The sequence below is a fragment of the Bacillus sp. AK128 genome, from assembly GCF_053903075.1.
In genome coordinates, this window is the sequence record NZ_CP096379.1 from 795983 (window position 1) to 818276 (window position 22294).

General features: G+C 35.5%; 26 protein-coding genes and 1 tRNA gene. 18 read left to right on the plus strand and 9 right to left on the minus strand.

The features are described 5' to 3' along the window. Positions 1-30: 30 nt before the first annotated feature. From M1D60_RS03615 to M1D60_RS03630, 4 genes are all read left to right on the plus strand, one after another. Positions 31-237, plus strand: a complete 207-nt coding sequence (locus M1D60_RS03615) for a hypothetical protein (protein WP_456277853.1) — start codon at positions 31-33, stop codon at positions 235-237. A 97-nt stretch (positions 238-334) separates the two neighbouring features. Further along, a complete protein-coding gene (locus tag M1D60_RS03620; protein ID WP_456277854.1) occupies positions 335-919 on the plus strand; it encodes a superoxide dismutase family protein in 585 nt (194 codons plus the stop codon). 201 nt (positions 920-1120) lie between these two features. After that, on the plus strand, positions 1121-1267 hold the full coding sequence (locus M1D60_RS03625; protein ID WP_456277855.1) for a hypothetical protein: 147 nt from the start codon (positions 1121-1123) through the stop codon (positions 1265-1267). Positions 1268-1358: 91 nt separating this feature from the next. Then, on the plus strand, positions 1359-1616 hold the full coding sequence (locus tag M1D60_RS03630; RefSeq protein WP_456277856.1) for a DUF1871 family protein: 258 nt from the start codon (positions 1359-1361) through the stop codon (positions 1614-1616). Between the two features lie 34 nt (positions 1617-1650). On the opposite strand, the gene M1D60_RS03635 is transcribed toward M1D60_RS03630, so the two are convergent. After that, positions 1651-2511 carry an alpha/beta fold hydrolase gene (locus M1D60_RS03635; RefSeq protein ID WP_456277857.1) on the minus strand — a complete coding sequence of 287 codons (861 nt, stop codon included), beginning with the start codon at positions 2509-2511 and terminating at the stop codon, positions 1651-1653. 358 nt (positions 2512-2869) lie between these two features. Between M1D60_RS03635 and M1D60_RS03640 the strand changes: the two genes are divergently transcribed. The 3 genes from M1D60_RS03640 to yugI all read left to right on the plus strand — a co-directional run bounded on the left by M1D60_RS03640 (position 2870) and on the right by yugI (position 5095). Then, positions 2870-3421, plus strand: coding sequence for an RNA polymerase sigma factor (locus tag M1D60_RS03640; protein ID WP_456277858.1), 552 nt, complete (start codon positions 2870-2872; stop codon positions 3419-3421). Next, entirely contained in the window at positions 3418-4611 is a 1194-nt protein-coding gene (locus M1D60_RS03645; RefSeq protein ID WP_456277859.1) for a hypothetical protein, read from the plus strand. The genes M1D60_RS03640 and M1D60_RS03645 overlap by 4 nt, the downstream gene beginning before the upstream one ends. 94 nt (positions 4612-4705) lie before the next feature. Continuing rightward, a complete protein-coding gene (yugI, locus tag M1D60_RS03650; RefSeq protein WP_456277860.1) occupies positions 4706-5095 on the plus strand; it encodes a S1 domain-containing post-transcriptional regulator GSP13 in 390 nt (129 codons plus the stop codon). A 53-nt stretch (positions 5096-5148) separates the two neighbouring features. On the opposite strand, the gene M1D60_RS03655 is transcribed toward yugI, so the two are convergent. Then, positions 5149-5382 carry a DUF378 domain-containing protein gene (locus M1D60_RS03655; protein ID WP_163179530.1) on the minus strand — a complete coding sequence of 78 codons (234 nt, stop codon included), beginning with the start codon at positions 5380-5382 and terminating at the stop codon, positions 5149-5151. Between the two features lie 154 nt (positions 5383-5536). Here M1D60_RS03655 and M1D60_RS03660 point away from each other — a divergent pair, with 154 nt between their 5' ends. From M1D60_RS03660 to M1D60_RS03670, 3 genes are all read left to right on the plus strand, one after another. Then, positions 5537-6700, plus strand: a complete 1164-nt coding sequence (locus M1D60_RS03660; RefSeq protein ID WP_456277861.1) for an iron-containing alcohol dehydrogenase — start codon at positions 5537-5539, stop codon at positions 6698-6700. 342 nt (positions 6701-7042) lie between these two features. Further along, positions 7043-8392, plus strand: coding sequence for a glucose-6-phosphate isomerase (locus tag M1D60_RS03665; protein WP_456277862.1), 1350 nt, complete (start codon positions 7043-7045; stop codon positions 8390-8392). A 182-nt stretch (positions 8393-8574) separates the two neighbouring features. Then, a complete protein-coding gene (locus M1D60_RS03670; protein ID WP_456277863.1) occupies positions 8575-8982 on the plus strand; it encodes a YugN-like family protein in 408 nt (135 codons plus the stop codon). On the opposite strand, the gene M1D60_RS03675 is transcribed toward M1D60_RS03670, so the two are convergent. Continuing rightward, on the minus strand, positions 8979-9974 hold the full coding sequence (locus M1D60_RS03675) for a potassium channel family protein (RefSeq protein WP_456277864.1): 996 nt from the start codon (positions 9972-9974) through the stop codon (positions 8979-8981). The two genes, M1D60_RS03670 and M1D60_RS03675, sit on opposite strands and share 4 nt — an antisense overlap. Positions 9975-9986: 12 nt before the next feature. Then, entirely contained in the window at positions 9987-10256 is a 270-nt protein-coding gene (locus M1D60_RS03680) for an atypical membrane-integrating protein (Mistic protein) (RefSeq protein WP_456277865.1), read from the minus strand. A 169-nt stretch (positions 10257-10425) separates the two neighbouring features. On the opposite strand from M1D60_RS03680, the gene M1D60_RS03685 reads away from it, so the two are divergent. Together M1D60_RS03685 and M1D60_RS03690 are read left to right on the plus strand one after the other, a co-directional pair. Further along, positions 10426-10605 (plus strand): H-type small acid-soluble spore protein, encoded by a 180-nt coding sequence (locus M1D60_RS03685; RefSeq protein ID WP_456277866.1) that lies wholly within the window; start codon positions 10426-10428, stop codon positions 10603-10605. 378 nt (positions 10606-10983) lie between these two features. After that, on the plus strand, positions 10984-12228 hold the full coding sequence (locus M1D60_RS03690; RefSeq protein WP_456277867.1) for an EAL and HDOD domain-containing protein: 1245 nt from the start codon (positions 10984-10986) through the stop codon (positions 12226-12228). A gap of 66 nt (positions 12229-12294) precedes the next feature. Here M1D60_RS03690 and M1D60_RS03695 read toward each other — a convergent pair whose 3' ends face one another. Next, positions 12295-12855 (minus strand): hypothetical protein, encoded by a 561-nt coding sequence (locus M1D60_RS03695; protein ID WP_456277868.1) that lies wholly within the window; start codon positions 12853-12855, stop codon positions 12295-12297. A 127-nt stretch (positions 12856-12982) separates the two neighbouring features. On the opposite strand from M1D60_RS03695, the gene M1D60_RS03700 reads away from it, so the two are divergent. Together M1D60_RS03700 and M1D60_RS03705 are read left to right on the plus strand one after the other, a co-directional pair. After that, positions 12983-13861 (plus strand): GNAT family N-acetyltransferase, encoded by an 879-nt coding sequence (locus tag M1D60_RS03700; RefSeq protein WP_456277869.1) that lies wholly within the window; start codon positions 12983-12985, stop codon positions 13859-13861. Between the two features lie 439 nt (positions 13862-14300). Continuing rightward, positions 14301-15569 carry an ATP-binding protein gene (locus M1D60_RS03705; protein WP_456277870.1) on the plus strand — a complete coding sequence of 423 codons (1269 nt, stop codon included), beginning with the start codon at positions 14301-14303 and terminating at the stop codon, positions 15567-15569. A 72-nt stretch (positions 15570-15641) separates the two neighbouring features. On the opposite strand, the gene M1D60_RS03710 is transcribed toward M1D60_RS03705, so the two are convergent. Continuing rightward, positions 15642-17681 (minus strand): molybdopterin oxidoreductase family protein, encoded by a 2040-nt coding sequence (locus M1D60_RS03710; protein ID WP_456277871.1) that lies wholly within the window; start codon positions 17679-17681, stop codon positions 15642-15644. A 331-nt stretch (positions 17682-18012) separates the two neighbouring features. Between M1D60_RS03710 and M1D60_RS03715 the strand changes: the two genes are divergently transcribed. After that, on the plus strand, positions 18013-18633 hold the full coding sequence (locus M1D60_RS03715) for a hypothetical protein (protein WP_456277872.1): 621 nt from the start codon (positions 18013-18015) through the stop codon (positions 18631-18633). Between the two features lie 177 nt (positions 18634-18810). Here M1D60_RS03715 and M1D60_RS03720 read toward each other — a convergent pair whose 3' ends face one another. Both M1D60_RS03720 and M1D60_RS03725 read right to left on the minus strand, forming a co-directional pair. Further along, positions 18811-19383, minus strand: coding sequence for a hypothetical protein (locus M1D60_RS03720; protein WP_456277873.1), 573 nt, complete (start codon positions 19381-19383; stop codon positions 18811-18813). 523 nt (positions 19384-19906) lie between these two features. After that, positions 19907-19979 (minus strand) — tRNA-Ala (locus tag M1D60_RS03725). Between the two features lie 167 nt (positions 19980-20146). On the opposite strand from M1D60_RS03725, the gene M1D60_RS03730 reads away from it, so the two are divergent. From M1D60_RS03730 to M1D60_RS03740, 3 genes are all read left to right on the plus strand, one after another. Beyond that, entirely contained in the window at positions 20147-20449 is a 303-nt protein-coding gene (locus M1D60_RS03730; protein WP_456277874.1) for a hypothetical protein, read from the plus strand. Between the two features lie 97 nt (positions 20450-20546). Further along, positions 20547-20864 carry a hypothetical protein gene (locus M1D60_RS03735; RefSeq protein ID WP_456277875.1) on the plus strand — a complete coding sequence of 106 codons (318 nt, stop codon included), beginning with the start codon at positions 20547-20549 and terminating at the stop codon, positions 20862-20864. Positions 20865-21095: 231 nt separating this feature from the next. Beyond that, complete coding sequence (locus M1D60_RS03740) at positions 21096-21998, plus strand: DMT family transporter (RefSeq protein ID WP_456277876.1); 903 nt, start codon at positions 21096-21098, stop codon at positions 21996-21998. A gap of 10 nt (positions 21999-22008) precedes the next feature. Here the strand turns inward: M1D60_RS03740 and M1D60_RS03745 are convergent, their stop codons facing one another. After that, positions 22009-22197 (minus strand): hypothetical protein, encoded by a 189-nt coding sequence (locus M1D60_RS03745; RefSeq protein ID WP_456277877.1) that lies wholly within the window; start codon positions 22195-22197, stop codon positions 22009-22011. Positions 22198-22294 lie beyond the last annotated feature (97 nt).

Consider the following 22294-nt stretch of genomic DNA (forward strand, 5'->3'; position numbering starts at 1 on the left):
GCAAAAGTAAATGGTTGAGGAGTGTGCACGGTGACTTGGATTGTAGGATTGTTTTTATATTTTCCAGAGGATAAATCTGAATATATACCAGCTGCCATCTCTTTTCTAATTTTTCTAATTATGGCTGTAATAGTCATGAGGTTAATTATTAAGGTTTCTAAAAAAGAGCTTCAAAAGGAAAAAGATGCAGAGGAAAGAATGAGAAAGTGGAAAGAGGAAAACCCAGGCGATTCTTAATGCCTGGGTTTTTTCATGGTTTCGAGTCCCTCTTTTAAGTTTAAATGAATTGCTATATGGACAAGCTACGAAAAAAGAGACTTTTGGGGGTAAAAGGATGAAAAAGTGGTTTTTGTTCATAAGTATTATTATTTTTCTAGTTGGATGTGCGGAGACTCGACCAACTAAGATTGATATAGAACTGAAAAATCCTGATGGTGATAGCCATGGAACGGCAACACTGACGGAAAAGGCAGGCGGCTTACAAGTTACCTTAGCTCTTACTGGCCTTGAACCTGGCCCCCATGCCATTCATTTCCATGAAAAAGGTGAATGTGAAGGACCAAACTTTGAATCAGCAGGGGGGCACTATAACCCGGAGGATAAGGATCATGGGTTATTAAATCCAGATGGTGCTCATGCTGGCGATTTACCGAACATCATTGCTGAGCCAGACGGAAGCGTTACAACTGAATTCATGGCAAATGGTGTGACGTTAAAGGAAGGAAAAACAACCTTATTTATCAAAGAGGGAACTTCACTAATTATCCATGAAGGGGCAGACGATGGGATGAGTCAGCCGGCAGGTGATGCAGGAAAGCGGATTGCTTGTGGAGTCATCAGTTTAGAAGAGCAAATGAAGAACAAGGAAAAAGCAGGAAAAGCAGAAGAAAAGAAAGCGGAAGAGGAGAAAGGAAATTAAGGATCATTGTCGAATCCTAGATTTAAGAATGGGGGAATTAATATGAAAATTATTAAAGAAAATCGCGAATACGGGATCTACTTATTAGATGATGGAGTATCCATTATTCATCCTGCTTGACCAACATCACTTTGGAACATCGGGGATGTTCGAGATATCAATACTAGAAGAAGATTAAGTGACGATGAGGTCAAAACTTTTATGGAACTTATTGCACCAGAGCTTCCGTGGCAACAGGCAAAAGAAGAACTTTGGAGAAATTGTGGTGTTTTAGGTGAGCCAGGAACGAAGGAAAAAGAAGTAAATATTCAAAAGGCCATTCTTGAAGAGGGTACGGAGGTCAACTGAATTTTGAGGATTGACTCTTTTAAACCTTTCATTGAATGAAAGATATGCAGATATGTTATGATATAGAAAAAACACGTAAGGTGTGTAATATATGAACAATTTGAATGTTAAGCTATACGAAGTTTTATATGAGTGGGATCCTTTTCAAATTGGGGTTGGAAATTATGACCCTGAGTTTGCAGACATCATCCAGGCCGTTCATGAATTTGATGATGTCTACCAACTTGTGGAGCGTATGGAGGAAATCTTTCAATTTTCCTTTGAACAGATTCCAACTAAAAAGGACTGTTCAACTATCGCCACAGCACTATTTACTCTAAAAAATGATGAATCTTGTACATTAGGTTAAAAAACACTGGAATCGTGGGTTCCAGTGTTTTTTTTTATGTCGACTGTGAAGAAGAAGGGTTTCTCTTAGAAATAAATTGGCGGATATATGAATAGATTAGATTCGGTTTTTCCTCAGGAATTAAATGTCCTGCACGGTCGATGACAATTAGTTTTGAGTTTGGCAGGTCTTCATTTAGTCTTTTTCCTATCTTTAACGGAACAACTTTATCCTCTTTCCCCCAAATTAATAAACATTCAGTATCAATTTGCTGTAGCTCTTCTGAACATAAATCTTCCTCTCGGTGGCGAATAAGTCGGGCAAGTCCAGGGAAAATAAGCTCATTCATAAAAGGTTGCTCATATCCTCTCATCATTTCCTCATCAATCATGGAAGAATCATAAACGACATTTAATAGATTTCGTCTTACTCCTTTCTTGGCAAGCCAACGCTTCAGGTATAAATGGAAAAACGGAATATAAGTTAATACTCTAATAGACCACTTTGAACGTTCTAAATAGGAGGAAGAGCAAAGAAGAACTGCTTGATCTACCAATTCTGGGCGTTGTTTTATGATTTGTAAACAAAGCTGACCTCCCATAGAGTGACCAACTAGGATGGGCTTATTAATTTGGAGAGTTTCTAACAACATAATCACCATACTAGCTATATTTTGAAAGGTGTAGACAAACTTTCTAGACTTATCACTTTTCCCAAAAGGGGGGAAATCAATCGCGATTACATTATAATCTCTAGTAAGAAGGGGGATGAGGCGGCGGAAGCTAAAGGTCGATGAAAGAAAACCATGTATTAATACGATCGTCGGTTGTTCTGTTGATGGAGAAGAGTAAGTTTCATAATAAATATTGGTGCCGTCAATTCGGTTGGTGATATGTTTATTTTCATGTGATGTCATCTGAATTCACCTCAGCCATTTTTTATATAGTTTGCCAAAATGTTAGATATTTAAGTGATAACCGGACTGATTTTTAACGAATTCTCTACTTTTAAGGAGTACTGAAGGCAGCAGAACACAAAAAAAGGACAAGCATTAACAACTTGTCCAATAAAAGGGGGGAATACTAGAAAACCTTATCAACAATTTAACCAATAATCGGGCTGTTTATACAAAAGATATTTTTTTTGTAACAATTGTTAAGAATAATTCGTTATATTTATAGAAAAAAGACTCTCTTTGGTTCTACTTTCAAAAGTACTATAAATTGGCACTTATTGTAACTAATAAAACCTGGAGATAAAGGAGGTACATTCGGTTGAATGAGGATGAATTAATTTTAAAGGCAAAGCAAGGAAACACAGCAGCATTTCAACAGTTGGTCCAACAGTATTACCCCGTTGTCGAACGATTTGCCTTTCAGCTAGGTAATCGAAGAGATGAAATAGATGACATTACTCAAGAGGTATTTATTCGTGTATATCGATTTCTCGATCAGTTCTCAAAAGCAAAATTTACTACTTGGCTGTATAAAATCACTTTAAATGTGACAAGAGATATGGCAAGGAAGAAATCACAGAATGAACGGAAGCTATTCAAAATTCAGTTAGAGCCAGTTGATGATTACCCAGAAGTAGAAGCATCGATTTTACAAAACGAGGAAGATCGAATTTTGCATATCAGTATACAGCGTTTAAATGAAAAATACCGAATCCCTATTATTTTATTTTATTTTCATGATAAGAAATATGAGGAAATAGCAGATATTCTCTCAATTAGTCTTTCCTCTGTTAAAACGAGATTACTACGAGGCAAAACGATGTTGAAAAAAATAATGGAGGATGAAGAAAGAAAGGGTGGTGAAGGGTGATGGATCCATTAGAAAAACGTTTAAATCAACTAAAAAATGCATATGATGAGTTACCAACTACTGATAAGACCGATAAAATCATGAACCGTATAAGAGACACAGAAGTTAAAAAGAAGAAAAAAAGCTGGATGACGACTCAGCTTCCGTATGTTGCGAGTTTTATGGGTGTCTTATTAATAGGATCCATTCTAGTGATTCAATTGCTATCCCATCAGGATTCTCAAACAGGTGATGGTTCAGTTTCTGAAGGTGAGAATACAACTCAGGAAACAGAAACGAATGAGACCATTACGGCGGAACAGATTGCTGAAAAACATCAGGAACTATTGAGTTTTTATAACGAGCAAAAGCTTGCTTTAGAACAAATGTCAGTTATTGATATTGCACTTCCTGAAGAGCTTAACCATATTAGTGAAGCAAAAGCATTGGTAGATCAAGTTGCATCTCGTAATTATAAAGAATATAAAAATGAAGCAGAATTAGAAAAATCATTTAGTGAATATACAGAGTTTGTTAGAGATAAATTTGAAATGCCAAAAACGGATCTGGAACAATTAGATGAAAATACGGATCTGTTCCTAATTATTTCAAAACAAACTGCTCTTTTATCGTTTTTTCAAGATAAAGCTCATTCGTTACCATTACATCAAGTCAGTCAAGACTTTTTCGAAGGGCTAGAACAATTAAATAATCTACAGGTTCAAGATCCAGAAATACTCGAATTTGCAACAGCGGTTGTAGAAAATGGATATTGGTTTATCGATTCTGGTGAGGGTGGATACGATCTAGCTATTAACTATAATAAATTTGAAAACATGGACCTAAAAGAAAATGAGAAGCAATTTGTTAGCCTTATGACAAAACGAATGGCTATGGATGCCGAGTTGCAAATTGATTGGAACGAACTAGCTGATCGGATTGTTCTGCTTGAGGAGCTAAAGAATAGTTACTCAGGAACTAGTAGTGTGATTGGAGATACCTATACAATAGAACTATATTGGTATTTAAAGGGCACTGATAATTCCCGGGCCTTTATAAATGGTACTCTTGCTCCAGAGCTAAAAGCAAGCTATGAAAGATTTCTTGAAACTTACAGTAATACAGAAACCTATGCAACAATAAATGAGTATTATAACTTATTGAAAGAATTCAATTTTACTGAACAAGAGTATAAGGATTTTAATTATTAAAATATAAGTGTTTTTGATAAACATCCGCTCCTATGATATAATTGTATATTGCGTATATATGACAGATAAAAATATATCATTAGGAGTGTTTCGGATGTCTGAGAAAATTGAAGTAGGTAGTGTGTTAACGGGGAAGGTTACAGGGATTCAGCCTTACGGTGCGTTTGTTGCCTTAGATGAAAATACTCAAGGGCTTGTTCATATTTCTGAAATTAAGCATGGTTTTGTAAAGGATGTTAGTGAGCATTTGTCTGTAGGAGATGAAGTAAAGGTTAAAGTTCTTTCGATCGATGAAGCAGCTGGAAAGATTAGCCTTTCTATTCGTGCAACAGAAAAAGCTCCAGAAAAGGCACCATTACAAAAAATCATGAAGCGTAACAGTGAAAAAGCGGATACTGAGGTTCATGGTTTTAATACGCTAAAAGATAAGTTAGAAGAGTGGATTGAACAATCTGATGATCGTGAAAACCTTCTTAAAAAGTAAATAAAATAGTAAAACAGGCATGAGTTTGACTCGTGCCTGTTTTTTTCTTGTTCTTATCTTGTTGGACGTGCTTCTGGGCTTGTTTCTACTTCTTTCCAAGGCTTAAATAAAAGGCCTAAGTTGATTAATCCCGAGATTCCTACAAGACCATACACAATTCTCGAAAGTGCAGCATCTTGTCCACCAAAGATGGCAGCAACTAGGTCAAACTGGAAAAATCCAATTAAGCCCCAGTTAATTGCACCAATTATTGTAAGAGCTAAAGCAAGACGTTGAATTGTACTCACAATATAACCTCCTTAGAATTTAATCATAACTTCTTGTTTATATTGAGTATTTATTTTCATTTTTATACATACTTAGTTAGAGTCACAATTCTTTACAATGACACAGCCTGTCATACATAATAAAAGTAATAATAATTTAGGGAGGTCTATTAAAATGGAAAATTTTGTTTTTAGCAATCCAACCAAATTGATTTTTGGGAAAGACACATTATCGAGTTTAAAGGATGAAATCCCTACATATGGAAAGAAGGTACTTCTTGTTTATGGTGGAGGAAGTATTAAGAGAAATGGGCTTTATGACCGCGTGCTTGCACAGTTAGAAGAAGTTGGAGCAGAGGTTCATGAACTTTCTGGTGTAGAACCAAATCCGCGACTCTCTACTGCGAGAAAAGGGGTTGAGATTTGTAAAACAGAAGGAATTGATGTATTACTTGCTGTTGGTGGGGGAAGTGTTATTGACTGTACCAAATTAATTGCTGCTGGTGCTAAGTATGATGGTGATGCTTGGGATTTAGTAACAAGAAAAGCGGTCGCTACTGAAGCCTTACCATTTGGTACTGTATTAACGCTTGCAGCAACTGGTTCAGAAATGAATGCAGGTTCTGTTATAACTAACTGGGAAACAAACGAAAAATATGGTTGGGGAAGCTCAGAGACATTCCCAAGATTCTCTATTTTGGATCCGGTCCATACTTTCTCTGTTCCAAAGGACCAGACCATTTACGGTATTGTCGATATGATGTCTCATGTATTTGAGCATTATTTCCATAAAGCTACAAATACTCCGCTACAGGATCGTATGTGTGAATCTATTTTAACAACGGTTATGGAGGCGGCTCCGAAATTAGTTAATGACCTTGAGAATTATGAGCTACGTGAAACAATTCTGTATAGTGGTACGATGGCTTTAAATGGTATGGTATCAATGGGTTATCGAGGAGATTGGGCATCGCATGGTATTGAACATGCTGTTTCAGCTGTATACGATATTCCACATGCTGGTGGCTTGGCGATCTTATTCCCAAATTGGATGAAACATACGCTAGACACAGATGTTAGTCGTTTTGCTCAGCTGGCTGTACGAGTATACGGTGTAGATCCTGAAGGGAAGTCGGAACGAGAAGTTGCCTTAGAAGGAATCGATAAGGTAAGAGAGTTCTGGACTAGTATCGGAGCACCATCTAGATTAGCTGATTATGAAATCGGTGATGATCAACTTGAAGTTGTCGCTGATAAGGCAATGTCCAGAGGACCATTCGGAGGGTTCCAAACATTAGAAAAAGAGGATGTTTTAGCTATATTACGTGCTTCATTATAATAAAATTTAAGTCTAATATAGTCCTTTGACTGTATTAGGCTTTTTTTATTGGTAAGTTTCCCTACCGGATGGTAAATTCTTGTGAGTGTAAAGCTTAATTTCGCGGCTTTTCTGGTTATTCCACGATTTTTTCTGTATTTCCATGAAAAACCTATCTAATTCCGCGATTTTTTTCATAATTCCAGTAAAAGCAGTTATTATTCCAGTTTTTCAATGTTTCAAGACGTTTACAATATATTTTATAAATGAATCCGCTTCCACTCTAACATGCTATTGCTTTAAAAGAATGGTTTCAGGTAAAGTGAAAGAGGAAATACTGATACATATAAAGGAGGCAAACATATGACACATATTAAGTTCGATTATTCAAAAGCGTTGTCCTTTTTTGGGGAACATGAGCTTACATACTTAAGTGATGCGGTAAAGGTAGCACATCATTCTTTACATGAAAAAACAGGTGCAGGTAATGATTTCTTAGGTTGGATTGACCTGCCGACAGAATATGATCAAGAAGAATTTTCAAGAATTCTCAAGAGTTCAGAAAAGATTAAATCAGATTCAGATGTTCTTTTAGTAGTTGGTATTGGTGGTTCTTACCTTGGGGCACGTGCTGCAATTGAAATGCTGAATCATTCTTTTTACAATGCTTTGACAAAGGAACAGCGTAAAACTCCACAAGTGATTTTTGTTGGAAACAATATTAGCTCTACCTATCTTAAAGATGTAATGGACGTTCTTGAAGGGAAAGACTTTTCAGTTAATGTTATTTCAAAATCTGGTACGACGACAGAGCCAGCCATTGCTTTCCGTATTTTCCGTAAATTACTGGAAGAAAAATATGGAAAAGAAGAAGCTAGAAAAAGAATTTACGCCACTACAGATAAAGCACGTGGAGCTTTAAAAACCCTAGCTACAGAAGAAGGGTATGAATCGTTTATTATTCCGGATGATGTCGGTGGTCGCTATTCTGTGTTAACGGCTGTGGGTTTACTTCCGATTGCTGTGAGTGGAGCAAACATTGAGGAAATGATGAAAGGTGCCGCTCAAGCGAGTCAAGACTTTGGTCATTCTGAACTAGCTGAAAATGCAGCTTACCAATATGCAGCTGTAAGAAATGCTCTATATAATAAAGGCAAAACAATTGAAATGCTGATTAATTATGAGCCAGGGCTTCAATATTTTGCTGAATGGTGGAAGCAATTATTTGGTGAGAGTGAAGGAAAAGATCAAAAAGGAATCTTCCCATCATCTGCTAATTTTTCAACTGATCTTCATTCATTAGGTCAATATGTTCAAGAAGGTCGTCGTGATCTATTTGAAACGATTATTCATGTTGAAAAAGCTCGCCATGAACTCACAATCGAAGCAGAAGATCAAGACCTTGATGGTCTTAACTACCTAGCGGGTAAGACCGTGGATTTCGTTAATAAAAAGGCATTTGAGGGAACGATGCTTGCACACACTGACGGAGGAGTACCAAACTTAGTAGTTGAGATACCGGCTCTAGATGAGTATACATTTGGTTACTTAGTGTATTTCTTTGAAAAAGCTTGTGCGATGAGTGGCTACTTACTTGGAGTAAATCCATTTGATCAACCGGGTGTGGAAGCATACAAAGTGAATATGTTTGCTTTACTTGGAAAAGAAGGCTTTGAAGAAAAGCGTGCAGAGCTGGAGAAGAGATTAAAATAAGACAGGAAAAAGGACTCGAAAAATCGAGTCCTTTTTATATGTAGTTAGGAAGGTCCCATTTAAGTACCTGGAAAGGTACATTTATATTTAATTCTATATGGAGCATCTTTTACACGGTTTAAAAATATTTTACTCTAGATCTGGTTAATCTAAAGATAGTCTTAATAGAGGAGATGGTATGTATGATTGAAGTTCCTTCTCGGCTTGAAGGGCAATCCTTTAATTTTTATAAACTTGAACAAGAGCTAAAGCAACTAGGCTATGTAATCGGTGGAAACTGGGACTATGACCATGGTTATTTTGATTATAAAATTGATGATGAAGTGGGCTATCAGTTTCTTCGTGTTCCTTTTAAAGCAATTGATGGCCAGTTGGATTCTCAAAATGCAACAGTACAATTCCAAACACCTTTCTTACTTTCCCATAAGTATCAAATCGGACTCGATGATCATGTTTCTGTTTGGAATAAATCGGCAAGTTTTAACCAATTCTCTGAGCCACAAGATCCAGATGCATCATTTCCAACAAAGTATATTGACTTAGGGAAATCGCTTGTAAAAGAATTAGAAGATTATTTGCTTGAAGATTAATGCTTAATGACTAAAAGCTCATCAGATGCTCTAATGATAAAAGTAGGAGATGGATTAATATAGGATTCATCTCCTCTTTTTATACCGATGACTAAAGTATTAGTACTTAATAGCATGTTAATACTTTCTTGATAGGTATGACCTACTTCTTGATTAGTTGCTTTCATATATTCAATTTTATTTCCGGCTAGGTTGTCCAGCATCACTAGTAAGGTATCAGAAATCCCGTGGGAAATAATACTATTGGTCATTACATAGCTAGCGAGTTTATTGGTCTGGATCATTTCGTCCGCACCTGCACGTTTTGCGTTGATAATTTGCTTCTTAGTCAGGATTTCAACGATGCTATAAATGGCTGGATTTAAGCCCTTTGCCGTTACAAGTGTTAGAATCGTTGCCATATCGGCATGCACTTCATTTTTGCTTTGATCCGCTGATATAATAATCATTTCTGCCTCTTCAATATTTGCTCGTTGGAGCGTATCATCGTGAGTAGGATTCCCCTTAATAAAAGTAACGCTTTTATAAGATACAGGACTCATGGACAATGTTTCATCAATTAACACGATTGACAGCCTTTCATTCATTCCATGCAATTGCTGGAGTGTCTCTCTGGCGCGTTCATTCCAGCCGACAAGAATAACATGCTTTTTTCCTTTATAAGAGGATGCTCCTTCTATGTATGAGTTTTGCCTAGTAACAGCTGCGGATGAAAGTGATGCAAAATACAGGGTCATAAACCCTGTACCGACTAAAATAAGCATGATTCCCACCACTCGACCAAGCTTCGATACTGGTGAATAATCCCCGTAACCCACAGTTGACACAGTTACAATTGCCCACCATACACCCTCGAAGATAGTTGGAAATTTAATGGGTTCAATTAAGTGAATGGTAACACCAAAAACAAATATTGATAATAATGCTAGAAGGATCAGTCTCACAAAGATAGGAAGTCTCAAGTAAGAAATTAAGATAGAATGTAAATTCATCAGGGTTACCTCTTATTCTGCCTTCGTTTTCGTGTTATTTGAATGTTCTAAAGGTAGTAGCGAAAGTATTTCTTTTATGAACTTATTAATCCGTTCATCAATTTCATTATCACCATAGGCCTTCTTGGCACTCTCAATGATATTAATCGTATCTTCATCAAAGTTAATGAATGCTTTCTCTTGTTCTGCCTCATTATATAGTTGGATGATAACATCAAGTCCTTCGTTGAGTTTATCAATGGAATCACTAAGTGACTGCTTATCATGTTCATTGACTTTCATACGTTCACCTCATTTTTTATTGTTTCCATTTCTTACTATCCTCATAACATCCGCAATATTTGTCATTTTGTTGGAATGAAGAATGACAGTTGGAAACATAATAAGCATGCATATGGAAAATTAAGGAGGACATAGTGGGATGTCCTATTAAGAAAGAGGAGTGAACAGTATGGAAATGAATAGAGTGAAACAAATTGTATCTTCTCCAGCAGAAATAACGGTTACCTATCACGGGGTTCCTGTATGGATCCAGAGTGTAGATGAAAATGCTAATACTGCTAGAGTGAATACCCATTCAAAGCCAGAAGAAGGAATGGATATTCCAGTAGTAGAATTAGAAGAGGAATAAGTCAATATGAAAGATAACAGTTGATTTAACTTCTGTTATCTTTTTTACTTTGGCTCTGTTAGAGTTTGTTGTTGATTTCCGTTCCAGGACACTCGCTTTCCGTGGGCGGGTTCGGGAGCCTCCTCGGCGTTACCGCCTGCGGGGTCTCCTTCACCACGCTTCTCCCACAGGAGTCTCGCGTCCTTCCACTTCAATCAACTCTGCTAAAAATCAACACTGTACTTTAACACAGCTTTTACTTTAAACATAAATAAGCTATATTTCAGTTGCTTGAATATTAATAGATGATCATCTACGTTAAATTATCATAGGCACAGGTCGATATTTATAATATGATAAAATAGTGAGCAAATACTACTAGGTAAGGCGGGAATATAAATGGAGGTTTATGTTGCAAAACAGCCCATTTTTAATGAAAAGGAAAATGTCATTGCATATGAACTGTTACATAGAAACAGTCAGTACAACGAATATTCCCATACGGATGGAGATCAGGCAACAACTGATGTAATCGTAAATAGCTTTTTGAATATTGGCTTGGGAGAACTATCAAATGGAAAGCCTTGCTTTATCAATTTCACTGAAAATCTACTAAAGCTTAAGGTGCCAACCTACTTTACGCCGCTATCAATCGTAGTTGAAATATTAGAAAATGTGAAAGCAACAGATGAAGTTATCCAAATTTGTAAGGAATTGAAGTCACTAGGCTATACTATTGCCTTAGATGATTTTTTTCTTCTACATGGTGATGATAAAATACTTTCACTATTAAATTATGTGGATATCGTTAAAATTGATTTTAGATCGACTACTAGAGAAGCTAGAAATCAACTAATGGATTATTTGAAACCCTTTAATCTTCAGTTTTTAGCTGAGAAGGTAGAGACAAGGGACGAATATGAAGATGCAAAAAATGATGGATACAGCTATTTTCAAGGGTATTTTTTTAGTAAGCCGATTATTCTGCAAAGCCATGATATCCCGTCCTATTATTACTCTTATTTACTAGTTCTTGAAGAACTTGATATGCCAGTACCTGATATCGACCAGATTACCGAAGTCATTGAAAAGGACTTATCTATATCATACAAATTACTGAAGCTTATTAAATCACCATCGATTCGCCCTAAATATGAAATCAGTTCTATTAAGCAAGCCGTTGTGCTGTTAGGGTTAATAGAAATTAAAAAATGGATTTACGTTCTAGCCATTAAAGGTGTGAACGCAAGTAAAAATGATGTAACATCAAGGGAAATTATTCATTTAAGCTTAACAAGAGCCAAGCTTGGTGAATTAATAGGTAATTATCAAGGAAATAGTATTCATAGTTCAAAGTACTTCTTGCTTGGGATGTTTTCACTCGTTGACTCCATCTTGCATGTACCGATTGAGAAAGTGCTGTCAGACCTACCACTAGCCACTGATATTCGTGATGCCTTATTAGGTGAAGAAAATGAGTTGAAAGAGGTCCTCGATCTAATTAAATCGGTTGAAAGAATGCAACTTGGTAGTAAAGCGGTCATGAATGTAGCTCCTACTATGAAGGAAGATGACTTATTCTCTCTTTACGCTGAAGCAAATGTTTGGGCAAATAAGCTAATGAAGGATGTAGAGGAGCAGTAAGAGAATAAACCCAAGCAATAGTTAGGGACTTTTCTCTAGAGGTGAAGAGGGGAGATTCCCCTCTTTTTACTTTCCTTTCTTAAGGGTTTTGCCCAAAATATTTTGCCCTTTCACATTGACCCAATAACTGAATGTTATCGTTTGGCCACTTTTTAACCCTTTAATTTTATTTGCATTTTCTGTAGTTACTCTAATCACCTTATGGTCTTTACCGATTTTTACTTCAAAAGACTGCTGGTCTGCCATTCCAATGTATTGTCCAGTTGCCTTCGTGCTAGTATTTTTGATACTACCTTTTGTTAACGTATTTCCTAATATGTTTTGTCCTTTCACATTAACCCAGTAAGTAATCGTAATCGAATCACCCTTTTTTAATCCTTTTACTAAATGTTTATTTTTCTCGGGTAGACGAATTACTTTTGTATCTTTACCAAGTTTCACCTCAAAGGACTGCTGATCCGCAAGGCCGGCATAAGTTCCCGTTGCTTTAACACTCGTACTTTTCTTCACCACACTTGTTTTTGCAAAAGCCTCTCCCTGTTGGAATCCCATTGTTCCTCCGAATAAAACTCCAGTTGCCAGTATTGCTATGGTTCCAGCTTTCATTACCTTTTTACCTAATTTCATCTTAACTACCCCTTTTCATTTTTACTTAATTCCTCTTGTTAGACGCAACTATTTGTAAAAATTTACCAATAGATGACGTGAATTAGAAAAGAAGATATAGTTAAATAAATAAGAAAGAAGGGGTCATATGGAAGAAATAAAATTTGTAAGGGGATTTTCTAACAATCGAGAATTGAGAGACAGTTTTAATCAATTGGCTGACTCAGTTTTTGGGATTCATTTTGAGAATTGGTATAAAAGCGGGTTTTGGACATCAAAGTATGACCCTTTCTCTTACATGGTCGGTAACAAAATGGTCGCTAATGTATCTGTGAATCATATTGAATTAGTCATAAATGGGTCTTGTTATCAAGGGTTACAGCTTGGGACAGTTATGACAGATGCTGAATACCGAAATAAAGGATTATCCAAGTTACTCATGACTAAAGTGCTCGATGAATACGAGGGTCTATACGATATTATGTATCTATTTGCCAATCATTCAGTATTAGATTTTTACCCGAAGTTTGGCTTTCATCCTGTTGATGAGTTTCTATACAGTATGAAATTTAAAGAGCGGAAAAACAAACATGATAGGGTTCGACCTTTAGATGTAACAAACAAGAAAGAACTAAACTTCATCTATCAATTTGTAAAAGAAAGAATACCAGTTACAAAGATATTTTCTACAAAAGGTACAGCAGAACTATTTATGTTTTATTGCCTTTATGTGTTTCCAAATCATGTCTATTACCTACCTAAAGAGGATGTAGTGATGATTTATAAGGAAGAAGGAAGCCAGCTTCATTTATTTGATCTTGTTAGTAACAAGGAGGTAGATCTCTTATCAGTCATTAATGAAATAGCATCCTCTGAAACTGAGAAAGTTATCTTTCATTATATGCCTGATATTCAAGGTGTTGATCTGGAAAGTGAACCATATCAAGGTGAACAACTTTTTATAAAAATGAAATCAGATTTACGTTTTCCGGAAGGAATTAAACACCCGATTACATCACAGGCTTAAAGATCTTTAATATAACTTGTATTGGTGTACTAGAAACTGAAGGTAATAAATTTGAAAATATTAAAGAAGAAGCTGCTTAGTGTTTGTCAAATTGACATCAATTCAATTCAAGTTAATACAGAATTTAAAACCATTGCCTTAGAAATAGAAGAAGTAGAAGGATTTGCTTAGTCAAACTTGAGACAAATGCTCCCGTTATTATTGAGTAGTATCAGAACGAATTAGGTCAAAATATACTACTTAAATTACTGTAAACAGTTAAGAAATCAACGGTTTTTTATTTTTCATAAAGGGGCATAAATTAACTAGGAGGATTTAAAAACAAAGTTAAAAAGAAAGCCCTATTTTAAAAATATTTCCATTTAGGATTTAAGCCCTACTTTTTTGGTAGTAAATACTTTACAATAAAAGGTTGTTAGGATTGAAAAATAAGGAGTTCATGATGAAGAAGGCAAATAAGTTAATTGTATTTATCATTTTTAGTTTAATTTGGATTTATGGAACCAATTATTTAATCGACAATAGTTTCTTTTCTGATGCACTTACAAGGATTATTGTCATGTGCAAGGAGTTCATTTATGTCCTTTTAGTAGGTCTTTATCTTTATTATTTCTTAACTAAAAAAGAAGAGTTAAAAGAAACAAGGGAAGCAAAAGAACAGCTTTCCACCCTTATTAACTCTATGGTTGATTTTGTGAATTTTAAAGATGGAGAAGGAAGATGGATTGAAGCGAATGAGTTTGGATTAAAATTATTTCAACTTGAAGGTGTTGATTATAAAGGAAAGAAAGACTCAGAACTTGCCGAATATACTTCTTTTTATCGAGATGCTCTGATTTATTGTGAAACTTCTGATGAGGAAGCTTGGATTAATGGAACGACTACAAGATGTGAAGAAATCGTGCCGATGCCAGACGGTACTGAAAAAATATTTGATTCTATTAAGGTTCCCTTATTTTATGAGAATGGGGCAAGAAAAGGGCTTGTTGTTATTGGACGTGATGTCACAGAACAAAAGCTGAATGAGGAAAAATTAAGAAGAACTGAAAAACTTTCAGTGGTGGGAGAGCTTGCGGCTAGTGTTGGACATGAAATACGTAATCCCCTCACTTCTCTTAAAGGGTTTGTGCAAATGTTTCTTGAGGATAAAACGACAGATAAACATAAAGCCTATTATGAAATTATGTTAAATGAGCTTGATCGAATTAATCATATTGTAGGAGAGCTATTAATTCTCGCGAAGCCACAAAAAATTAGTTATACCAAGCATAGTATTAACCATATCATGACTGACGTAATATCCTTGTTAGAAACTCAAGCAAATATGAGCAATATTAGAATTAACTACCACGCACCTGAAGAAGTTGTTTTAGATTGTAGTGAACATCAACTCAAGCAGTTATTTATTAATATCGTCAAAAATGCCATTGAAGCCTCAAAGGCAAACAGTGAAGTAACTGTTTCTTTGGATAAAAAAGCTGAAGAAGAAGTTCTCGTTATAGTTAAGGACAGTGGAATTGGTTTTAGCGATGACTTTTTAACTAGAATAGGAGAACCTTTCTATTCCTCAAAGGAAAAAGGGACAGGCTTAGGGTTAACCGTTAGTATGAAAATAGTTGAGCAGCATCAAGGAACGATCCAGTTTGCAAGTGAAAAAGATATGGGTACGAAGGTTGAAATCACTCTCCCCATTCACCATGCGGGTTAGAAGTAGAAAAGGATCCAATAGCTTGGATCCTTTTAGCTTTATCGTAATAGGTGTACTAATAAACTATTCTAATTATCGTTTTCTTACATCTACACGACAAGAAAAAAACGTAGCACCATTCCCCATATCAGCTGCACGATCTGGTGTAAGTGAGTTCACTAATTGCTTCGTACCGGGTAGATCCGCCCAAAGCCCTTGTGTCACGACTACTCCAGGTAAAACATTTTCACCAACTGCAACCTTTAGCACACATTCACCTCTAGAATTACTTACTAATACATAGTCTCCTTCAACAATCCCGTTTTTTATTGCATCGCTCATGTTGATATGTAAACGGGGTTCCTTTTCAAGCGAGATATGCTTCTCGTTATTTGAAAAAGTGGAATTTAAGTAATTATGATTAGGACCAGATATAAATAAAAACGGAAGGTCGTTATCATGCGAAATAGGTTTATAAGTAGGAAGGGGAGGATATCCATCCTTCTCCATTTGCTTAGAATATAATTCAATTTTTCCACTAGGTGTTGACAGCTTTCCAGGGAAGAGTGGTTTAACGTCTGCTTTAACAAATTGCTTTTCAACTAAGTGATTATAATCAATATGGTCTATATAGGGGTTTTTCTTATGATCAAGTGCTTGAGCAATCATTTCTGCTTCCGTCTCATATAAGCATGATTCTTGAAACCCCATAGCCTTCGATAATAATTGAAAAACTTCAATATTAGATTTTGATTCACCATACTGTTCTATGACTGGCTCTTGAATTTGAATATAGTGGTGCCAATAGGATGTATAAATGTCTGTGTTTTCAAATGCTGAAGTTGCAGGTAGGATAATATCAGCATATTTCGCTGTTTCTGTCATAAATAATTCATGTACAACAACAAAGAGATCCTCACGTTCCAACCCTCTTCTAACTTTATTTCCTTCAGGGGCAACGACTGCAGGGTTTGTACCATAAACGTAAAGAGACTTTACTGGTGGATGATTGTCAAGTAGGGCATTTCCTAGTTGGTTCATATTTATAATTCGTGTGTTTTTCTTTTCTAATAGATCGAAGCGTTGCAATTTTTCTGCATTATGTGCTAGATATCCACCGTTGCCCTTGATTGCTCCTCCACCTTTTAAAAGCCATTGTCCGGTTAAAGCAGGAAGACAGGCAATCGTTCGGATGCACATACCTCCATTATCATGATGCTGAGGGCCGTTTCCAATTCTAATAAACGAAGGGGAGGTCTCTCCATACATTCTAGCAAGCTTATATATATCACTTATTGAAACACCTGTTATGTCAGAAACCCTAGCCGGATCGTATTGATTCACATGTTCACGAAGTTCTTCATATCCAACTGTATATTCTTCTAAAAAGGAATCGTTTACAAGGTTTTCCGCAAATAAAATATGCATGATACCGAGTGCTAGTGCCGCATCTGTACCAGGAAGAATCGGAATAAACCAATCAGCAAATTGCCCAGTTTGGTTTTTATGAACATCGATTACCACAATCTTTGCTCCGTTTTTTCGAGCCTTCTGAGCTAGTGCCACCTGGTGCATATTTGTACTAACCGCATTAATTCCCCAAAAAATAATAAGTTTGGAATGAATGGTATCCTCTGGGTCAATTCCAAAGCTTCCTCCCATTGTATATTTGTAGCCGATTGATCCTGCTACAGAGCATATGGAACGGTCTAATAAAGAAGCACCTAGTCGGTGGAAAAAACGACGATCCATACCCTCCGCGCTAAGAAGTCCCATGTTTCCATAAAAGCTATAAGGAAGAATACTTTCAGGGCCATCAGTATCAATTAAGTCCTTCCAATGGGTGGTGATTGATTGAATTGCTTCCTCCCAACTAATTCGTTCAAACTTTCCTCCTCCTTTTTCCCCTACACGCCTTAGTGGATATTGTAATCGATTTTCATCATAAATCCTTTCGGTCATATGACGTACTTTATTACAGATGTTCCCCTTTGTTACTGGATGATTGGGGTCTCCTTGTATCTTAACGATTTTTCCGTTCTCCTTATGAACAAGCAAACCACATTGATCTGGACAATCAAGGGAACAAACGGAAGGGAATATCCCATTTTTTTGGCTTGCAAATTTGTGCATAAAACGCAATCTCCTTTCCTAGAACCTTCTATGAAAAATTATTTATAGGTAATCAGGACTCTTTCCTGATTATATTTTAGTAGGATACTAATAGATATGTTAATATTCAGTGTCCTAGTGCTTAATTCCTTTAAAATTTCTTGATTATTGATTTTGTTGTTTTATATTCTTTAGATAAATTAGGAATAGAAGTAACTGGTGTTAGGAATTTTCCATTCTTATTAATATATGAATTTAAGAATTTTTAGTTTATGTGTACTTGGTTGGACTATATAATTAAGAGAAAGAAGTATAGATAAACAGAATATAGACATAGTTAGGAGAAGGTTTTGTGAGGTATGGTGTTACATTTATCATCAGTTTAATAAGTTTTTTTACGCTTCAGTATTTTGAAGTTGATAATGTATGGATCATAGGGACTGTAATGGTTTTAGTATTAGCCATTGTTTTATTACCGACGCTTAATAATGTACTTTGGGAAACGAATATTGATAAAATTGAGAGATTTTTACTGAAAAATAAAAGAAATCCTCATTTTTATATGGTATATGCTATGGCGAATGAGTTGGATGAGGAAGTAAGAAGTATAACAGCGAAACTCCTACAAAAATATAAGCAAAAATCCCGACAAGCCACGTATAAGGTAGGAGAGGCACTGTATTTCAAGGATTTCGTTGTTGTAAAATCCCAACTTGAGCATATTAAATCACCTACCTATCATTTCTATTACCAAGCGATCATTTTATTAGAAGAAAATGATATAGAAGCAGCAAATGAAGTAATTGATAAAATTACAACGAAGTGGATGAAAAATGGCTTATTAGCTGAACGCGAAAAAAAGCTTAACAATATTACACAAGCTAAACAATATGCAGAAACAGCAATACAACAAACAAGAGGCCTTCAAAGATATCTAATGCATAAAACATTTGAGAGGGAATTTGGGAAATAGTTATCTTGAAGGGTAAATCCTGAGAAGTTTTCAGTATATGGTCATAGCGGTACGGAATACATTAATGAGTTACGGTTGTATTAGGAGATTGTATTTATTATACAAAAAAGGGGTTTGCATATTCGCAATTCCCCTTTTAAGTGGATTTTCTTATAGGTAATTTATTCTAGAGGTTTTTTAATCAGATCGACTCTCAGCAAGAAGTTGGATATCATTTTCACGCAATAGTTTAGTGAATTCTTCTCTAACGCCAAACCAGCTACCTTTTATATTATAGTTAACCACCTTATCGGTGTTCTTAATAGTAAATTCTATCGTTTCTGGTCGGCCGCCCCGGTTAATCTGTGTAACAGATTCCACATCCTCCCACTGATAAAAACTCTCTTTAATAGTAAAGATTGGATTAACATGAACTCCTTTTTCATCGATGTAGATATAATAATGAAACGAGAGTGTTATCAAATAACTAGCTATAGCAACAGTCCCGACGGTGCCAAATATTGAAAAAAGGTTAGGTTTCCATAATGTGATTAGTAATGTAGCTACTGCGAGTAAGGCAACTCCAATACAAAACAAGAGATATGCTTTTGAATAAATAGTATGTAGTAGTGCCGATTCAGGTTTAACAACTGTGGTTTGTATGAACGAAACAAATACTATACTCATAGGAAGTGCACTTAAAAAAAGGATTAACGAAATAACAAAGCCATATTTCTTCCTTGTCTCGATAAATGATGCTTCTATAATCAATCACCTTCCTTTATTTTTATAATTATTATTAAATATTTACTTTTATAATTATTATTAAATATTTACGATCGAATTTTAAAAAAGTTTCAGCTTTTGTTTAGATAAGTAATTCAAAAGAAAGGGAATAGAGAATTATAAACCTTAGAATACAGGGGTAGATATTATTGGAGTAGGTTCCTAACTATAGCAAATTAGTTTTGGGTTTAACTCCAAATACTCATTTGCTTGTGAGTTATGTTGACCACAAGTGGAGCGTCTGTGAACTTGCCAAATCAATCCATGAGCAGCTAAATGAAATTTGTATTCTTTATTTTTTTCTGTGAAGGGACTTAAAACGTATATGGAGTTTACTTTCTGTAGTTAGTATTAAACAAGAGTTGATGGGTAAGATATTAGCTGAAAATTTTTTTATGTGAATAATTAACTTACTGTTAATAAATTCTTTATTTAGATTTCATACACACTTACACCAAAATTCTGATAAATGATAAAGAACCCTTGCTACGCAAGGGTTCTTCTTTTATGGAGCATAGCGGGATCGAACCGCTGACCTCTACGCTGCCAGCGTAGCGCTCTCCCAGCTGAGCTAATGCCCCGAGATAAGAAATCACATTATAGCGATATTATACTATAAAATACTCCGAATTCAATAGAAAAAATATTAATAGAAAAACAAAATGGTCATAACCAAAAGTTTAAGTGTTTATTATGTATATCATTTGGATAAGATGGAGACTACCAAAGTATTTTAGGAGGTTCCATTTTGAAAAAGAGATATTATATAGGAAGTATTCTAGGGATTTTAATCTTGTTATTAGTGATTCTAAACCCTGGTCAGGATAGATACGTCTCATGGGTAGCAGATCGTTTAACTGAAGAAAAGGGTATATTGGTGAATATTGGAGTGGACTATGTGGCGAAACCAATTATTGCAACATCTACTACTGAGAAGGATTTTTTCTTCTTCACTGTTTATCATACCAACCTCTTATCAGATAAAGATATGATTACCTTAGGAATTATGAACCAGTTCGTTCCGATAAAGAGTATAGCCTACGAGAAGTAACGAAGTCACCCTAAGACTTCGTTTTTTTATTGTAAAAATAGTCATATCGTCTATTAGGACAATCATAAACTTATACTAGCATGAACGGAGGGATACGGTGAAAAAATTATTAGTAATCGTGCTGATTTTAGGGATTGTTGCCCTTCTTGATACCCCATTGTCCTTAAGTGGTCATAGAGTTGACTTTGATACCTTGGTTCCAGCTATGGCAGAAGTAGAGGGTGAAGAAGCGGAAGTGAATAATGAGTTGATAGCCATACTTGAAATGCAGTTAATAAAAAAGGAAGTCATTGATGGGCATGTGGTGGAGACCTATCAGGAATTTGAAGTGATTAAAGACGAAAGTGGAGAAGTTATTTCAAGTATTCCAACTGAAAAGTTTGATTACTTACGATATTTTATTTCAAAACCGTAAGAAGACACTTTGGATGACCGAAGTGTCTTTTTGTTGTTCTACAAATTCTTAAGCTTCTTTCTCAGGTAGATTTTCTTTATTTATTATTCCAAACAAGGACAGCCCATCTCGTAAAGTTTAAGTGGAATAATGTTAAGAAATTTTTTTTATATAGCCATTTATTTTCATATCCTTTTTGAAAACGGTCATATATAATAAATTTAAAATTTTGAAAATATAGGGAGAAGTGTGATGGGCACAAATTTAACAAAGGCTTATTTGGCATTGGTGTTAGGGATTATTACTGTTTCTAGCTCGGCAATCTTGGTGAAAGTGGCAGATGCACCATCTTCCATTACGGCTTTTTATCGAATCTTTTTTTCTGTGTTAATCATGGCACCGCTTTTTTTTTATAAGCATGTGCAGGAACTTAAAACCATCACTAAAAGGGATTGGACTTCTTCTATTATAGCGGGTGTTTTTCTTGCCCTCCATTTTGTCCTCTGGTTTGAGTCATTACGCTTCACTTCAGTAGCGAGCTCTGTCGTACTGGTAACCTTGCAGCCTATATTCGCATTTTTAGGAACCTATTTATTCTTTAAGGAGAAGTTTACCTTTCGCTCTATCCTTAGTGCAGTATTGGCGGTAATCGGAAGTGTAATTATCAGCTGGGGTGACTTTAGAATAAGTGGTCTTGCCTTATGGGGAGATATTTTAGCGTTAATTGCCTGCTTATTAGTTACCGTTTACTTTTTATTTGGTCAAGATGCCAGAAGTAGAATGTCCTTGGTTACCTATACATTTATTGTTTACCTTGTTAGTGCAATTACGCTATTTATTTATGTAATACTAAGCGGGGCACCATTACTTCCGTATTCATCTGAACAATGGATTTATTTTATCCTATTAGCTATATTCCCAACTTTATTAGGTCACACGATGTTCAATTATGCTTTAAGGTGGGTGAGCACTTCTCTTATTTCAGTGACGATCCTATTTGAACCAATCGGCGCCTCCATATTAGCCTATTATATTTTAAATGAATTAATCTTGGTCCATCAGTTAATAGGTGGGGCTGTAGTAATACTTGGAATCATGTTGTTCCTTGTCTGGAAGAAGAAAGAGGTTATACTTGTTGAAAATAAAATTGCCTAGTGGTTTTCCACTAGGCAATTGTTGTTGAAAAGGTACTAGCGAATATAGCGAATACAAACCCCATTACTAAACAAAAAATGACGGTTTCGCCTCTGACATTCCCTTCTTCATTACTGATTTTAATTGCTTCCCAGTATCCTATTAAAAATAAGAAGACTGACATGATAAAAGATAAAATCATTGTCGCAAAAAATATCATATAGATCCCCCTAATATAAATTCCTCTAGTAAAAGATATGATAGAGTATTTACAATTATGTACAATGTTTTTAGCAAAACTATTATTTTTTTATAGA

Coding starts and splice junctions, on each gene's coding strand:
- M1D60_RS03620 (WP_456277854.1), top strand. CDS start 335: ATGAAAAAGTGGTTTTTGTTCATAAGTATTATTATTTTTCTAGTTGGA.
- M1D60_RS03625 (WP_456277855.1), top strand. CDS start 1,121: ATGGAACTTATTGCACCAGAGCTTCCGTGGCAACAGGCAAAAGAAGAA.
- M1D60_RS03630 (WP_456277856.1), top strand. CDS start 1,359: ATGAACAATTTGAATGTTAAGCTATACGAAGTTTTATATGAGTGGGAT.
- M1D60_RS03635 (WP_456277857.1), bottom strand. CDS start 2,511: ATGACATCACATGAAAATAAACATATCACCAACCGAATTGACGGCACC.
- yugI (WP_456277860.1), top strand. CDS start 4,706: ATGTCTGAGAAAATTGAAGTAGGTAGTGTGTTAACGGGGAAGGTTACA.
- M1D60_RS03660 (WP_456277861.1), top strand. CDS start 5,537: ATGGAAAATTTTGTTTTTAGCAATCCAACCAAATTGATTTTTGGGAAA.
- M1D60_RS03665 (WP_456277862.1), top strand. CDS start 7,043: ATGACACATATTAAGTTCGATTATTCAAAAGCGTTGTCCTTTTTTGGG.
- M1D60_RS03670 (WP_456277863.1), top strand. CDS start 8,575: ATGATTGAAGTTCCTTCTCGGCTTGAAGGGCAATCCTTTAATTTTTAT.
- M1D60_RS03675 (WP_456277864.1), bottom strand. CDS start 9,974: ATGAATTTACATTCTATCTTAATTTCTTACTTGAGACTTCCTATCTTT.
- M1D60_RS03680 (WP_456277865.1), bottom strand. CDS start 10,256: ATGAAAGTCAATGAACATGATAAGCAGTCACTTAGTGATTCCATTGAT.
- M1D60_RS03685 (WP_456277866.1), top strand. CDS start 10,426: ATGGAAATGAATAGAGTGAAACAAATTGTATCTTCTCCAGCAGAAATA.
- M1D60_RS03690 (WP_456277867.1), top strand. CDS start 10,984: ATGGAGGTTTATGTTGCAAAACAGCCCATTTTTAATGAAAAGGAAAAT.
- M1D60_RS03695 (WP_456277868.1), bottom strand. CDS start 12,855: ATGAAATTAGGTAAAAAGGTAATGAAAGCTGGAACCATAGCAATACTG.
- M1D60_RS03700 (WP_456277869.1), top strand. CDS start 12,983: ATGGAAGAAATAAAATTTGTAAGGGGATTTTCTAACAATCGAGAATTG.
- M1D60_RS03705 (WP_456277870.1), top strand. CDS start 14,301: ATGATGAAGAAGGCAAATAAGTTAATTGTATTTATCATTTTTAGTTTA.
- M1D60_RS03710 (WP_456277871.1), bottom strand. CDS start 17,681: ATGCACAAATTTGCAAGCCAAAAAAATGGGATATTCCCTTCCGTTTGT.
- M1D60_RS03740 (WP_456277876.1), top strand. CDS start 21,096: ATGGGCACAAATTTAACAAAGGCTTATTTGGCATTGGTGTTAGGGATT.
- M1D60_RS03745 (WP_456277877.1), bottom strand. CDS start 22,197: ATGATATTTTTTGCGACAATGATTTTATCTTTTATCATGTCAGTCTTC.